The 13,971-nt window shown below is 64.9% G+C and carries 13 protein-coding genes; 4 read left to right on the top strand and 9 right to left on the bottom strand.

Annotated elements, in window-relative coordinates:
• Positions 1-80 precede the first annotated feature (80 nt).
• The 7 genes from RhoBH5_RS03940 to RhoBH5_RS03970 all read right to left on the bottom strand — a co-directional run bounded on the left by RhoBH5_RS03940 (position 81) and on the right by RhoBH5_RS03970 (position 7,170).
• Complete coding sequence (locus RhoBH5_RS03940; RefSeq protein ID WP_118602671.1) at positions 81-1,103, bottom strand: methionine synthase; 1,023 nt, start codon at positions 1,101-1,103, stop codon at positions 81-83.
• Positions 1,100-2,212, bottom strand: a complete 1,113-nt coding sequence (mnmA, locus tag RhoBH5_RS03945) for a tRNA 2-thiouridine(34) synthase MnmA (RefSeq protein WP_042447455.1) — start codon at positions 2,210-2,212, stop codon at positions 1,100-1,102. The genes RhoBH5_RS03940 and mnmA overlap by 4 nt, the downstream gene beginning before the upstream one ends.
• Complete coding sequence (locus RhoBH5_RS03950) at positions 2,212-3,441, bottom strand: cysteine desulfurase family protein (RefSeq protein WP_058038603.1); 1,230 nt, start codon at positions 3,439-3,441, stop codon at positions 2,212-2,214. The genes mnmA and RhoBH5_RS03950 overlap by 1 nt, the downstream gene beginning before the upstream one ends.
• A gap of 52 nt (positions 3,442-3,493) precedes the next feature.
• Positions 3,494-4,393 (bottom strand): lysophospholipid acyltransferase family protein, encoded by a 900-nt coding sequence (locus RhoBH5_RS03955; protein ID WP_054827837.1) that lies wholly within the window; start codon positions 4,391-4,393, stop codon positions 3,494-3,496.
• Entirely contained in the window at positions 4,393-5,229 is an 837-nt protein-coding gene (locus tag RhoBH5_RS03960; RefSeq protein WP_064075199.1) for a GNAT family N-acetyltransferase, read from the bottom strand. Before RhoBH5_RS03960 ends, RhoBH5_RS03955 begins: the two co-directional genes overlap by 1 nt.
• Before the next feature lie 135 nt (positions 5,230-5,364).
• Positions 5,365-6,321: an electron transfer flavoprotein subunit alpha/FixB family protein gene (locus tag RhoBH5_RS03965; protein WP_003944698.1), complete on the bottom strand. Its 957-nt coding sequence runs from the start codon at positions 6,319-6,321 to the stop codon at positions 5,365-5,367.
• 48 nt (positions 6,322-6,369) lie between these two features.
• On the bottom strand, positions 6,370-7,170 hold the full coding sequence (locus RhoBH5_RS03970) for an electron transfer flavoprotein subunit beta/FixA family protein (protein WP_003944754.1): 801 nt from the start codon (positions 7,168-7,170) through the stop codon (positions 6,370-6,372).
• A gap of 271 nt (positions 7,171-7,441) precedes the next feature.
• On the opposite strand from RhoBH5_RS03970, the gene RhoBH5_RS03975 reads away from it, so the two are divergent.
• The 3 genes from RhoBH5_RS03975 to RhoBH5_RS03985 are packed head-to-tail and all read left to right on the top strand — an operon-like array spanning position 7,442 to position 11,018.
• On the top strand, positions 7,442-8,221 hold the full coding sequence (locus RhoBH5_RS03975) for a class I SAM-dependent methyltransferase (protein ID WP_042451468.1): 780 nt from the start codon (positions 7,442-7,444) through the stop codon (positions 8,219-8,221).
• A 29-nt stretch (positions 8,222-8,250) separates the two neighbouring features.
• Positions 8,251-9,777, top strand: a complete 1,527-nt coding sequence (locus RhoBH5_RS03980) for a 1,4-alpha-glucan branching protein domain-containing protein (RefSeq protein WP_065455790.1) — start codon at positions 8,251-8,253, stop codon at positions 9,775-9,777.
• Positions 9,774-11,018, top strand: a complete 1,245-nt coding sequence (locus RhoBH5_RS03985) for a glycosyltransferase family 4 protein (protein ID WP_003944732.1) — start codon at positions 9,774-9,776, stop codon at positions 11,016-11,018. The genes RhoBH5_RS03980 and RhoBH5_RS03985 overlap by 4 nt, the downstream gene beginning before the upstream one ends.
• A gap of 10 nt (positions 11,019-11,028) precedes the next feature.
• On the opposite strand, the gene RhoBH5_RS03990 is transcribed toward RhoBH5_RS03985, so the two are convergent.
• Both RhoBH5_RS03990 and RhoBH5_RS03995 read right to left on the bottom strand, forming a co-directional pair.
• A complete protein-coding gene (locus RhoBH5_RS03990; protein WP_065455553.1) occupies positions 11,029-11,664 on the bottom strand; it encodes a maleylpyruvate isomerase family mycothiol-dependent enzyme in 636 nt (211 codons plus the stop codon).
• 97 nt (positions 11,665-11,761) lie between these two features.
• Entirely contained in the window at positions 11,762-12,526 is a 765-nt protein-coding gene (locus RhoBH5_RS03995) for an acyltransferase (RefSeq protein ID WP_003944741.1), read from the bottom strand.
• A 137-nt stretch (positions 12,527-12,663) separates the two neighbouring features.
• Between RhoBH5_RS03995 and RhoBH5_RS04000 the strand changes: the two genes are divergently transcribed.
• The gene (locus RhoBH5_RS04000) at positions 12,664-13,971 is read left to right on the top strand and encodes an outer membrane protein assembly factor BamB family protein (RefSeq protein ID WP_030535401.1); all 1,308 of its coding nucleotides are present in this window, start codon (positions 12,664-12,666) and stop codon (positions 13,969-13,971) included.

Raw genomic sequence — 13,971 nt, forward strand, 5'->3', positions numbered from 1 at the left:
GCATCCGCGGTTTCAGTCACAGCTAGAAGATTATCGGTTCACACCGACACACCACACGACTCCACATCGGAACGCACACACTAGAACGCCGACGGATCGTCCACCAATGCCTTGCCGACGTCTGTACACAGCCGAAGGGCGGCACGAGCCCAGTCGAGGTTCGCACCCGAAAGACCGCAACGCGGAGTGATCGCGACCTGGGTCTGCAGGAGTTCACGAGAGAAGCCGAGACGATCTACCAGTGTGACGGCGGGCATCGCACACTCTTTCCACGTCACCGGCTTTTCCGGCGGGGCGGACGGAACCAGACCGAGCGCCAATTCCTTGCCGGCGTCGAACAACTGGCCGATACCGTCGAGATCGCGTGAGCCGATGAGCGACATGTCGAAGCTCACGCCGAACGCCTGGCTTCGCCTCAGTAGATCCCACGGCATGTCTGTGCCGCAACTGTGGACGATTGTGGGCAGTCCGCAACCGCTGATCGTCGAGTCGAGTACGGCGAGTGCCTCGGGTTCCGGCAGTGCCGGAACGCTCTCCATCTTGGTGCGCCCAGGCAGCGAACCGGCCAGAACTGCCGCGATCTGCGGCTCGTCCAACTGGATCACCACTGCGGCGCCGGTGCGGCGAGTGACCTCTGCCGCATGACGCGCGAGACCCTCACCGAGTGATTCTGCGATGTCGCGGAGCGCACCGCGGTCGACGAGAACTCGCGAACCGTTTGCGACTTCGATCTCGGCGCCGAGTGTCAGCGGGCCGGCGACTTGAAGCTTGACGACGTGGTCTCCGCCGACCAAGCGCGCCGACTCCCAGGCTTCCTCGAGCGCATCGAGATCCTGATTCAGAAAGTCCTCGGCTCGCTTCGCGACATTGCCCCGCCGAGGCACGACTCGATAGGCACGGGTCGAGGCGTCGAGGTTGATGTCGACCAGAATTGCCCCCGCCCGGCCGACCATGTCAGCGCCGAGACCGCGGCTCGGCAACTCCACCAGATGCGGGAAACCACCCAGCTCACCGAGGATGGTTGCGGCACTTTCGCGGGCATCCGTGCCCGGCCAGGATCCGATTCCGGTGACGAGACCACCGATGGAAACCTGCTGCGTCACAGTGTGTTCGGCTCGGATTCGGTGCCCGAGATGGTGCCACTGCCGAGAACCTGGTCGCCCAGTTCTCGGTCGGGGCGATACAACACGACGGCCTGTCCCTTTGCGACGCCGGTCAGTGGTTCGCGCAACGAGATCGAGATACCGCCGCTCGAAGTACCGTCGTCGACGGCCTCCGCAACGGCCTGCGCCAGTCCACCGTGCGCACGAACCTGCACCATGCATTCGACGGGGCCCTCCGGCGCCTGGCCCGAGGTCCAGATCGCACGCTGCGCCGAGATGGCCCAGACGTCGAGATTCTTGGCCGAACCCACTCGGACCGTTCCGGTTTCGGGCTCGATCGCGGTCACGTACCGCGGACGGCCGTCACCCGCCGGACCTTCGACGCCGAGACCCTTGCGCTGTCCGATCGTGAAGCCGTGTACGCCGTCGTGTGCAGCGAGGACTTCACCCGAATCGGCGTCGACGACGCTTCCCGGACGAACGCCGATGCGCGCACCCAGGAATGCTCGTGTGTCGCCGGTCGGGATGAAGCAGATGTCGTGACTGTCAGGCTTGTTCGCCACAGCCAGACCGCGCTCGGCGGCTTCCTCGCGGATCTGTTCTTTCGGTGTGTCACCGATCGGGAACATCGCTCGCGAAAGCTGCTCAGCCGTCAGCACACCGAGGACATACGACTGGTCCTTGTCAGCGTCGACCGCCCGGCGCAGGACGCCGTCTTCGAGGCGCGCGTAGTGACCGGTCGCCACGGCGTCGAAGCCGAGAGCGACTGCACGGTCGGCGAGTGCGGTGAACTTGATCTTCTCGTTGCAGCGCAGGCACGGATTGGGGGTCTCACCCGCTGCGTACGACGCCACGAAGTCGTCGATCACGTCTTCCTTGAAGCGATCGGCGAAATCCCAGACGTAGAAGGGTATTCCGAGAACGTCGGCGGCGCGCCTGGCGTCGCCGGCATCTTCCTTCGAGCAGCATCCACGCGAACCCGTCCGCAATGCGCCCGGCGCCGTGGACAAAGCAAGATGAACGCCGACGACGTCGTGTCCGGCGGCGACAGCGCGGGCGGCGGCGACAGCGGAGTCGACACCTCCGCTCATGGCTGCGAGTACTCGCATCAGCGATCCCCTCCACGCGAACCGGCACCGGCAAGACCGGCGGCCCGAGCGCGCTCTACTACTTGTGGAAGCGCAGCGATGAGCGCGTCCACATCGGTGACACTCGACGTATGTCCGAGCGAAAATCTCAGTGAGCCACGCGCGACGGGCGATTCGACGCCCATCGCAATCAAGACGTGGCTGGCCCTGGCCACACCGGCGGTGCAGGCCGAACCGGTGGAACATTCAATACCGGCAGCGTCGAGCAGCATCAACAACGAATCGCCCTCGCAACCGGGGAAGGTGAAGTGCGCGTTACCGGGAAGCCGATCGGAACCGGTCGGGCCGTTGAGCACCGACTCGGGAAGGATCTCCAGGACCCCGCCGATCAAACGGTCACGCAGCTTCGCCAATTCCCTTGTGCTCGAATCGAAGTTCGCGACATTCGCGCGCAGCGCCGCAGCCATCCCGACAACTCCCGCGGTGTCCGGCGTCCCCGAACGCAGATCACGTTCGTGTCCGCCGCCGTGAAGGAGCGGCACACAGGGAACCTGGCGTCCGAGCAGAAGCGCGCCGACGCCGTGCGGACCACCGAACTTGTGCGCCGCGATGCTCAGCGCGGCCAATTTGCTCGCCGCGAAATCGACCGGCAATTGTGCAACTGCCTGAACCGCGTCGCTGTGCATCGGAATCTCGAACTCAGCCGAAATCTCCGCCAACTCCACGATCGGCATGATCGAGCCGACCTCGTTGTTGGCCCACATCACCGTCACGAGTGCTACCTCGTCGGCGTGGACGGAAAGCTCGTCACGCAAGGTCTGCGGGTCGACGACACCGTTCTCGTCGACCGGCAACCACGTCACGCGCGCGCCCTCGTGCTGCTCGAGCCACTCGACGGCGTCGAGCACAGCATGATGCTCGACGGAGCTGGCCAGGATGCGAGTGCGTCGCGGGTCTGCGTCACGGCGAGCCCAGTAGATGCCCTTGACCGCGAGATTATCGCTCTCGGTGCCTCCGGAGGTGAAGATGACCTCCGACGGCCGCGCACCCAGGCTGGCGGCGATCGATTCGCGCGATTCCTCGACGCGGCGCCGGGCCGCACGGCCGGAGCCGTGCAGCGAGGACGCGTTGCCCACGGTTTTGAAGGTATCGGTCATCGCCTCGATAGCGGCTGCCGACATCGGAGTCGTGGCGGCATGATCGAGGTACACCGGAAATCCGGCGTGGGCACTGTGTGCAGGCAGAGTCATGGCTTGACAAGGATAGCCCAGCACGAGAGTTCGACCAGCCTCGCTCAGCAGGCTAAGCGCTCATCGCCGGGGAAGGATCGATTTGTCCCATGGCTTGTGTCACGAGTTCCGGTGCGGGGTCGAAGATGTCGTGAGCTGCCAGATCGATGATGTCGACGCCGCGTACGGCGCTCTCGCATCGCTGCGCGAGATCGGCTCGACACTCCCCTGCCTCCTCGAGCGGAGCCAGCCTGACCTTCACCTCGACGTTCTTCTGACGCAGGATCCGACGGATGGACTGACCGATCGTTTCGGTGCCGACAAAGCAGGGTCCGGTGCACAGGGAACCGTCGGCGTTCTCGTAGCGGATCGCCATCGGCTGAACCGGGCATTCGGCGTCGACGGCTGCTTGGAACATCGCCGGACGAAAACCGCCGTACGCCCGCCCGCACCAGGTCGTCCCCTCGGGAAACACCATCACCCGGACACCTCGCTGCAGGCGTTCGCGAACGACGTCGACGGTTCCGGGGAGTTCACGCAGGCGAGCGCGGTCGATGGGGACGACGCGCATCCGGCGCGCGAGACCGCCGAGCACTGCCCAGTCGAGCAGGTCGGCGCGGGCGACGAAGTTGGCCGGAGCAACGGCGCTCGCGACGAGGACGTCGGTCCAGGACACGTGACCGGCGACAACCATGACCCCGTCAGGTTCCGCGCGCCCCAACCGCTGATCGTCGACCGTCAGCTTCATCCCCAGACAACGAAGCAACGCGCGCGAGTATCCGCGTTGCATCTCAGTACGCCAGGTGCGCGGGAGCAGCCAGCCGGCCGAAAGCACAGGCGCAGTCAACAGTGCGGCACCGACCATGACCCCGCGGGCCATCACGGTGATACTCGACACACCGGGTGCGTCCGCGGGTAGGCACCCGTCGCCGCAGGGGCTCGTCGGCACCCAGTACGGCACCGCCGCGGTCATCAGCCGATCCCCGACTCGTGTGCGGCGGCCGCCGATCGCAGCCGTTCGAGGTACCGCTTGTTGGCGGAGTGAAGGCCTTGCAGCGCAACAAAATCGGCCACACCGAACTCGGGATCGTGGGCGGGCTCCCCGCAGATCATCGCGCCCATCCGCAAGTAACCACGGAGCAACGGCGGCATCGTCACGCGTTCCGGTGCGGCGATCTCGTCGAGCGTCAGACCCCCGAGGACCACCGGGTTTCGTGGGATCACCCGCCGCGACCCCGGACTGGCGTGCTTGTTCATCACGAAGTCACGGACGCCGCGGACATCGGCGCCGGCGATTGAATCGGGGCTCGGCAAGACGGGCACGGAGACGCAGCCCATCACCCACTCGTATCCGGTCAATTCGAGATAGTGCAGGATGCCCGACCACATCAGGCTCAGGACGGATCCGGTGCGGTGCGCGGGATCGACGCACGCGCGACCCATTTCGACGATCCTGTTCGACACCGGATCGAGCGCGGAGATGTCGAATTCGGTTGCGGTGTAATACCCACCCGCCGCCGCGGCGGAATCCGGCGGCAGCATTCGGTAGCAGCCGACGTACTCCTCGGTGATGTTGTCACGAACGAGTAGATGATCACAGAATTCGTCGAAGGCGTCGGCGTCGAGTTCGAACACCCCGGCCGAAGCGGGGAGGGAGAAGCCTGGCTCGGAGGCGAACACTCGGTATCGAAGGCGCTGCGCAGCGACACGATGCTCGCGGTCGGAGGAGACGATCAGGGAATATCTCGGCTGGGCGACCTCACGGCCGAGATTGTCACTCGCGGAGCGAAGGACTGACGTAATTGTCATGCGCAAGGTTTATCGAGCGCGAACGGCGTCTCGGTATCGACGAAGTGACATGCCGATGCAGGCCGGGTGAATAAAGCACTGTGCGCCTTTATCAACCGCGGGGGGTTGATAAAGGCGCACAGCAGTTTGTGCTTTTCAGCCCTTGTGGGACTTCACAGCTTCGGTGAGCTGCGGTGCGACGTTGAACAGGTCGCCCACGATGCCGAAGTCGGCGATCTCGAAGATGGGTGCCTCTTCGTCCTTGTTGACCGCGACGATGGTCTTGGACGTCTGCATGCCGGCACGGTGCTGGATGGCACCGGAAATGCCGAGCGCGATGTACAGCTGCGGCGAGACCGTCTTACCGGTCTGACCGACCTGGAACTGTCCGGGGTAGTAACCCGAGTCCACAGCGGCACGCGAAGCACCGACTGCAGCGCCGAGGGAGTCGGCCAGCTCTTCTACGACGGAGAACTTGTCCGCGCTGCCGACACCACGTCCACCGGAGACGACAACCGACGCCTCGGTGAGCTCGGGGCGGTCGCCGCCGACGATGGGCTCACGCGAGGTGACCTTGACGGCACTCTCGTCCTGGGCCGGAACCTCGACGGTGATCTGCTCGCCTGCGCCGGCCTGCGGAGCAGCCTCGACTGCGCCCGGACGAACCGAGTAGACGGGAACGTCGCCGTTGGCCTTGGCCTCGACGGTGAACGCGCCACCGAAGATGGAGTGGACGCCGGTGCCGTCAGCCTTGATCTCGATGACGTCGGTCAGCAATCCGGAGCCCAGACGTGCAGCCAGACGACCGGCAACCTCTTTGCCCTCGGTGCCGGCTGCGGTGATGACTGCTGCCGGGCTGGTGGACTCGACCAGAGCGGCGAGAACGTCGACCTTGGGGGTGACGAGGTAGCCGTCGATGTCGTCGGACTCGGCGACGTAGATCTTCTCGGCGCCGGCTGCTGCCAGAGCGTCGGCGAGCTTTGCTGCGGTGCCCGCGGGGCCGGCGACAACTGCCGACGGCTCACCGAGTGCGCGTGCAGCGGTGATGAGTTCGGTGCTGACCTTCTTCAGCGCACCCTCTGCGTGCTCTACGAGCACAAGTACTTCTGCCATGACTTAACTCTCCCTGAGTTCTTCTGCTGGATGTCTAGAAGGGCGCGATCAGATGACCTTGTTGCTGACGAGGTACGCGGCAATCTTGGTGCCACCGTCTCCCTCGTCGACGATGCGCTCACCAGCGGTACGGGGGGGCTTGGGGGTGGAGGACGTCACGGTGGTGCCGGCGTTGGCAACTCCGACGGTCTCCGGGTCGACTCCGAGGTCGGCCAGCGTGTAGACGAGAACTTCCTTCTTCTTCGCGGCCATGATGCCCTTGAAGGACGGGAAGCGCGGCTCGTTGATCTTCTCGGTGACCGAGACGATCGCGGGCAGCGAAGCCTCGAGGCCGAAGACGCCCTCGTCGGTCTCGCGCTCACCGGTGATCTTGCCGTCGGCGACGACGACCTTGCGCAGCTGCGTGAGCTGCGGGATGCCCAGATACTCGGCGATGATGGCCGGAACAGCGCCGACGCGGCCGTCGGTGGCCTCGTTGCCGGCGATGATCAGGTCGGCAGGCTCGTCGTTCTCGAAGGTGATCTGTCCGAGAGCAGCAGCGAGCGTCCATGCGGTCTGGATCGCGTCGGAGCCGTGCAGTGCCGGGTCGTTGATGTGGACGGCCTTGTCGGCGCCCATCGAGAGAGCCTTGCGGATCGCGTCGGTGGCGCGGTCGGGACCTGCGGACAGCACCGTTACCTCACCGCCCTGAGCTTCCTTGATAAGGAGTGCTTCTTCGACGGAGCGCTCGTTGATCTCGTCGAGGACTGCGTCGGCGGCTTCACGGTCAAGCGTGTAGTCGCCGTCGGTCAGCTTGCGCTCGGACCATGTGTCGGGGACCTGCTTGATCAAAACAACGATATTCGTCATGGGTCTTCGTCGACCTCCTGTGTGTAATTCACCTGATAAATCGTCTGTGGTGCTCGCGCAGTCCGAGCGTCCGATAAGAGAGTCCGACAGGTCTCCCTACGGGCGAATTTCTCGGTTCACGTCGGCTGTGCGTTAGATTACCCCACGTTAAGTTACCGGTGGGTAACTTAACGTGGAACCTCGTCCACCATAACGGCACGAACAGGAATTGACAGCAGTGATCTGGACCACGGCGAACACGTTCTACTCGGATGGCACTAATCTCGCACGGGTGAGTGAAACGAGTGTCAGCAACCACGAGGACGCACCCCTGCCCTTGACGGGCGAACGAACCGTGCCAGGAATCCCCGAGGAGAACTACTGGTTCCGACGCCACGAAGTGGTGTACCGCGCACTTCTGGAGCGCTGCACGGACCGCCGAGTCCTCGAGGCCGGTTCCGGAGAAGGCTACGGCGCCAACATGATTGCGGACGTCGCAACAAAGGTTACCGGCCTCGACTACGACATCTCCGCGGTCGAGCACGTCCGTGCCCGCTACCCCCGCGTCGAGATGCTCCACGGCAACCTCGCCGAGCTTCCACTGGCGGACAACTCGGTTGACGTCGTCGTCAATTTCCAGGTGATCGAGCACCTGTGGGATCAGGGTCAGTTCCTGCGCGAATGCTTCCGAGTTCTCGCTCCCGGCGGTGAACTTCTCATCAGCACCCCCAACCGGATCACCTTCTCCCCCGGCCGCGACACGCCGCTCAACCCTTTCCACACTCGTGAGCTCAACGCCTCCGAAATGACCGAATTGCTCGAAGACGCCGGATTCCGCGTTCAGTTGATGACCGGCGTCCACCACGGTTCGCGCCTGAAGGAACTCGACGCCAAGCACGGCGGATCGTTCATCAATGCGCAGATCGACCGCGCGTTGGCCGGCGAGCCCTGGCCGGAAGATCTCACCCGCGACGTCGAGGGCATCACCGTCGACGACTTCAGCATCAGCGAACCCGACATCGACGACAGCCTCGACCTCGTCGCTATTGCCGTGAAGGAAACCGGCGAGTGAGTAACGCAACACCCGTCACCGAACCGGGGATGTTCGCCCTGGTTCTGCACTCCCATCTGCCGTGGCTCGCCAACCACGGCAGATGGCCAGTCGGCGAGGAATGGATCTACCAGTCCTGGGCTGCGTCGTACATTCCGCTCGCCGCCGCGCTACGACGCCTGGCCGACGAGGGCCGATCGCACCTGCTGACGCTGGGAATCACGCCCGTACTCGCGGCCCAGTTGGACGATCCCCACTGCCTCGCCGGGATGCATCACTGGCTCGGCAACTGGCAGATCCGCGCCCACGAGGCTGCCGGCATGCCGGACGCGGCGCACCGCGAACTCGGCGCGCGCGAACACCGGGCGTCAGCTGCCGCTCTCGCAGATTTCGAGACTCACTGGCAGCACGGCGCCTCACCGGTGTTCCGCGACCTCATCGATCGCGAGGCCTTCGAGCTTCTCGGCGGGCCGCTGGCCCACCCGTTCCAACCGCTGCTCGATCCTCGCTTGCGGGCGTTCTCCCTCCGCGAAGGTCTCGCCGATGCGCATGCCCGGTGGAATCACACTCCGACCGGGATCTGGGGACCCGAGTGCGGGTACACCCCGGGCATGGAGCGCGGGTACGCCGAAGCGGGCGTCACCCACTTCATGGTCGACGGCCCCGCCTTGCGCGGCGACACGTCCCTCGGCCGCCCGGTTCGAGAATCCGACGTAGTTGCATTCGGCCGCGACCTGCAGGTCAGCTACCGCGTCTGGTCCCCCAAGTCCGGATATCCGGGTCACGCCGCCTACCGCGACTTCCACACCTACGACCACGAGACGGGTCTCAAGCCGTCGCGAGTCACCGGACGGACCGTCGACTCCGCCGACAAGTTGCCGTACGACCCCGAACTCGCTGCGGCCGCCGTCGACAAGCATGTTGCCGACTTCGTCGAAACCGTTCGCGCGCGTCTGCGCAGTGAATCCACCCGCATCGGCCGCGACGCCCTCGTGGTCGCAGCTTTCGACACCGAACTGTTCGGGCACTGGTGGCACGAAGGTCCGCAGTGGCTCGAAAAACTCCTGCGCGCGCTTCCCGAGGCCGGAATTCGCGTCGGCACCCTCGCCGACGCCAAGGCATCGGGATACGTCGGCGAACCCGTTCAACTCGAGGATTCGTCCTGGGGATCGGGTAAGGACTGGCGTGTCTGGGCTGGCGATCAGGTGTCCGACCTGGTGCAACTGAACTCCGAAGTGGTGGAGACCGCGCTCGGCACCGTGGACAAGTCTCGCGGACGCAACAACGCACCCGGACGACCGGAACTGCGAAACCGGGTCAACGATCAGGTACTTCGCGAGACACTGATGACAGTTTCGAGCGATTGGGCATTCATGGTGAGCAAGGATTCGGCCGCGGGGTACGCCCGCGAACGCGCACACAAGCACGCCCACGCGACCAGGGAAATCTCCGAAGCGCTCGTTTCCGGCCGCGATGCCGTCGCCGAGCGACTCGCCGAAGGCTGGAATCGCGCCGACGGGTTGTTCCCGGGACTGGATGCTCGCCGTCTACCTGACACAGAACTGAGTCCGTCGTGAAAATTCTCATCGTCTCGTGGGAGTACCCACCGGTCGTCGTCGGCGGCCTCGGCCGACACGTCCACCATCTCGCCACCGAGTTGGCGGCTGCAGGCCACGAGGTCGTTGTTCTCTCGCGTCGCCCCTCCGGCACGGATGCGTCGACGCACCCGACGATCACGCACATTTCCGAGGGCGTCCTTGTCGTCGCAGTGGCCGAGGACCCCGCGCACTTCGTCTTCGGCGAGGACATGCTCGCGTGGACCCTCGCGATGGGTCACGCGATGGTCCGTGCCGGGATGGCGCTGCACAAGCCAGGAGTGGGCGAGGGCTGGCAGCCCGACGTCGTGCACGCGCACGACTGGCTGGTCGCACATCCGGCGATCGCCCTGGCCGAATTCTATGACGTCCCACTGGTTTCCACACTTCACGCCACCGAGGCGGGTCGCCACAGCGGCTGGATCTCCGGACGCATCAACCGCCAGGTCCACTCCGTCGAGTGGTGGCTGGCAAACGAATCCGACTCTCTCATAACTTGTTCGGCGTCCATGCAGGAAGAAGTGACCGAGCTCTACGGCCCGACGCTGCCGCCGATCACCGTCATCCGCAACGGAATCGACGTGACCACGTGGAACTTTCGCGAACGTGGACCGCGATCCGGACCGCCGAAACTCCTCTTTGTCGGCCGCCTGGAATACGAGAAGGGCGTGCAGGACGCCATCGCAGCACTCCCCCGAATCCGTCGTAGCCACCCCGGCACGACCCTCGCGATCGCGGGCGAAGGCACCCAGTTCACCTGGCTCTACCAACAGGCACGCACGCATCGCGTCGCGCGAGCGGTGGACTTTCTCGGCAACCTCGATCACACGGAACTGCTCAGCTGGCTGCACGGAGCGGACGCCATCGTCCTGCCGTCGCGCTACGAGCCGTTCGGAATCATCGCCCTCGAAGCGGCGGCGGCCGGCACTCCGCTGATCACGTCCACCGCAGGCGGACTGGGCGAAGCCGTCGTCGACGGGGTGACGGGGATGTCCTTCCAACCGGGCGACATCGCCGGGCTCACCTCGGCTGTCCGCGAGGTACTCGACGATCCCGCCGGGGCGCAGGAACGGGCAGTGGCCGCCCGCGCACGCCTGACATCGGACTTCGACTGGCATCAGGTCGCCGAGGAGACTGCTCACGTCTACGCGGGCGCGAAGCGTCGGGTGCGGCAGCCGTTGGCACGGCCACAGATTCCCGAGCGGCCGCTCCCTGGTCGCTGACGCGCTGACCTCAGCGGGTCGGGAGGGGCGCGGTGAAACGAGAACTCGCATCCCCGAGCAGATGGCCTGGTGGCATCATCCGGCCGCACAGCACGAGCAGGAGATCCTGCGCCGCCCCGTGAACCTCGGCGCCGGCACCGTACGTCCAGTCTCGGTCGTCGGCGCGCAGCCGAGCGCCGTCGAGGTCCGTCCCGAAATACTTCAGGGTTTTGGGCGAGAGTCCGCTGAGCACGCGAGTGAGCCGGTCTTCGGGCACCACGTAGTCGTCGCCGAGTGCCACGCGAATGTCCTGACCGTGGATCACGTCGTGCGAGAGCGCACCCTCGAAGCCGCCGCCTGGAGGCTTCCACGGGTGTGCAACGTTGTCGCGAAGCGAGGCAAGCAGTTGTCGCTCACCGACTTCGGACGCATCGGCGAGCGCTCGCCGGTTCGACATCTTGTTGAAGTTTCCGCGTGACTTGACCATTTCCACGACGAATCGCGGCGCCGAGTATCGGTAGGGCATGGTGATGTGCGCGATCACTTCGCGGACCCGCCACCCCTCGCACAGGGTCGGCGCGTTCCACTGCTCCGTGCTCAGGCCTTCGAGAAATCCCACCAGTTCGCGGCGCTGCGCCACGACCCATTCGGGTGTCTGTTCGCTCATGTCGGCACTCCTTTCACCGGCGCAGACTTTCGGCGCCGATACCGATACAGACCGGTTGCGGCGCCGAAAGTAATCGCTGGTTCTGCCAAAAAGTGAGCTACGACGTCGACGACGCGTCGGCAGCGTCTGCGGCGGCCTTCTTGCGCGCGATGTCTTCGAGCGCCGCGATGTACTTCGCGCGATCGGCAGCGCCGGCTTCCCAATCGGACTTGCGGTTCTTGACCGCCTTCGCGGGCGAGCCGACCGCGATGCTGTAGTCCGGGATGTCGCCTTTGACGACGGCGTGCGCCCCGAGGACACAACCGCGTCCGACGCGGGTATTTCGCAGCACGGTGACCTTCGCTGCCACCCACGTGTCCGGGCCGATACGGACGGGGCCCTTGACGATGCCCTGGTCCTTGATCGGTGTGTTGATGTCGTCCATGCGGTGGTCGAAGTCGCAGATGTAGCACCAGTCGGCTACGAGCGTCGACGCACCGATTTCGATGTCGAGGTACGTGTTGACGACGTTGTCCTTGCCGAAGACGACCTTGTCGCCGATGCGCAGCGAGCCTTCGTGGCAGCGGATCGCGTTGCCGTCACCGATGTGCACCCAGCGCCCGATCTCGAGGCGGGACAGGTCGGGGGTGGAATGGATTTCGACGTTCTTGCCGAGGAACACCATGCCGCGCAGGATCACGTGCGGGTTGGCCATCTTGAACTTGGCGAGACGGTAGTACCGCACCAGATACCAGGGTGTGTACGCCTTGTTCGCCAGAACCCATTTGAGGGAATCGACCGTCAAGAACTTGGCCTGATCGCTGTCGCCTCGGCGTGATCCCCGCCATCGAGTGCGCAACGGTGCGCCCCACATGCTCGTCATGAGTGTTCAGCCTACGTGGGGCCGACTCACCGACCCTCGGGGTGTGCCCCGTCACGTTGCCCCGGTCGGGATAGTCTCTGGTCCGGGCTTGTGCAGTTACCGAGGGCTCTTGATCAAGTGAAGGCAGGGAGATTGTGATGCGGCGGGTCCTACGGTCGTCCGTGATGGTGTCGACGGCGATCGCTGCGGCCCTGATCGCCGGTTGCGGCAGCGACGACGGACGGGTGGACCGGTACGCGTCGGCGGGTTGGCCGGCCATGCATGCCGACGCCCGCAACAGCGACACGAGCCCGGTCACCGGATCACGCAATGTCGAGTTCGCATGGTCACGCCCTCTCGGCGGTCCGGTTGCCGCGTACGCCTCGGTGGCCGCGAACGGCCAGAGCTTCGTCACCGCCCGCACCGAGAACGGCTGCAATCTCTTCTCGTTCCAGATGGATTCGGGTCGCAAGAAGTGGTGCGCTCGACTCAACGACGGAGTAGTCGCCTCGACGCCCATCGTCGACACTGCCACCAATGTCTACGTCGGCGAGAGCGGCGCGATGATGTCCTTCACCGAGACTGGTCAATTGCGTTGGCGCACGCTCGTTGTGGGCACTCCTCTCTCGTCACAGTTCACCGGCGACGGAAACCTGTTGTTCATCACCCAATTGGGTCAGATCAACGTGCTCAACCCGCAGACCGGCGCAAAAGTGGTTCCGTCGTTCGACCTGATCCCACCGCCGTCGATCGACCAGGGCGCGAATGCAGAACTCATTCCCGACAACAAGGGTTTGAACGAGTGCTTCCTCGGCACGTCCGGCTGCCCGGTGGCCAATACCCCGGCAGTGGACCTGGGCACCGGCAAGTTCTACTTCACCTTCTACGGACCCAGTTCTCGGGCAGCCGATCTGGTCGCCATGAAGTACACGGGCGGCGACAATCCGTCCATCACCCGCGAGTGGTCCACCGACGCGCTTCCCGGTGGAACGGCGTCGAGCCCGGACCTGTCGAAGGACGGCAAGACCGTCTACGCCACCGACAACAACGGATCTCTCTGGGCAGTGAACGCTGAAACCGGTGACACCAGGTGGAGTTACGACATCGGCTTCAACTCGGCCGGTAGTGCCTCGACGTCCGACGACGGTTTGATCATTCCCGCCGGCGGCGACAAGGGCCACCTCCTTGCCGTGCGCGACGAGGGAGATCACGCCGAACTGGCCTGGGAACGTAAAGACCTTCTGCAACTGGGCGTTCCGGCGCAGACCGCCGGCAACACCGGATACACCGTCGTACGCGAGGGTGAGAACGGACTGAGCCTGATCACCTTCGACACCGAAACCGGTGAGACGGTGGATCAGGACACGTTGCCGGGAGCAGTCGGCTTCACCGTCGGCACCTCGATCGGCCCCAAGGGCGAAGTGTTGACGCCCAGCGCAATCGGTGAGCTGTTCGTCTTCAAGTGA

This window comes from Rhodococcus sp. BH5, from assembly GCF_027583855.1.
Classification (GTDB): Bacteria; Actinomycetota; Actinomycetes; order Mycobacteriales; family Mycobacteriaceae; genus Rhodococcus_F; species Rhodococcus_F qingshengii.

Excerpts from the sequence above, each read along its gene's own strand:
- mnmA (WP_042447455.1), bottom strand. The coding sequence starts at position 2,212 with ATGCGAGTACTCGCAGCCATGAGCGGAGGTGTCGACTCCGCTGTCGCC.
- RhoBH5_RS03950 (WP_058038603.1), bottom strand. The coding sequence starts at position 3,441 with ATGACTCTGCCTGCACACAGTGCCCACGCCGGATTTCCGGTGTACCTC.
- RhoBH5_RS03955 (WP_054827837.1), bottom strand. The coding sequence starts at position 4,393 with ATGACCGCGGCGGTGCCGTACTGGGTGCCGACGAGCCCCTGCGGCGAC.
- RhoBH5_RS03960 (WP_064075199.1), bottom strand. The coding sequence starts at position 5,229 with ATGACAATTACGTCAGTCCTTCGCTCCGCGAGTGACAATCTCGGCCGT.
- RhoBH5_RS03965 (WP_003944698.1), bottom strand. The coding sequence starts at position 6,321 with ATGGCAGAAGTACTTGTGCTCGTAGAGCACGCAGAGGGTGCGCTGAAG.
- RhoBH5_RS03970 (WP_003944754.1), bottom strand. The coding sequence starts at position 7,170 with ATGACGAATATCGTTGTTTTGATCAAGCAGGTCCCCGACACATGGTCC.
- RhoBH5_RS03980 (WP_065455790.1), top strand. The coding sequence starts at position 8,251 with ATGTTCGCCCTGGTTCTGCACTCCCATCTGCCGTGGCTCGCCAACCAC.
- RhoBH5_RS03990 (WP_065455553.1), bottom strand. The coding sequence starts at position 11,664 with ATGAGCGAACAGACACCCGAATGGGTCGTGGCGCAGCGCCGCGAACTG.
- RhoBH5_RS03995 (WP_003944741.1), bottom strand. The coding sequence starts at position 12,526 with ATGACGAGCATGTGGGGCGCACCGTTGCGCACTCGATGGCGGGGATCA.
- RhoBH5_RS04000 (WP_030535401.1), top strand. The coding sequence starts at position 12,664 with ATGCGGCGGGTCCTACGGTCGTCCGTGATGGTGTCGACGGCGATCGCT.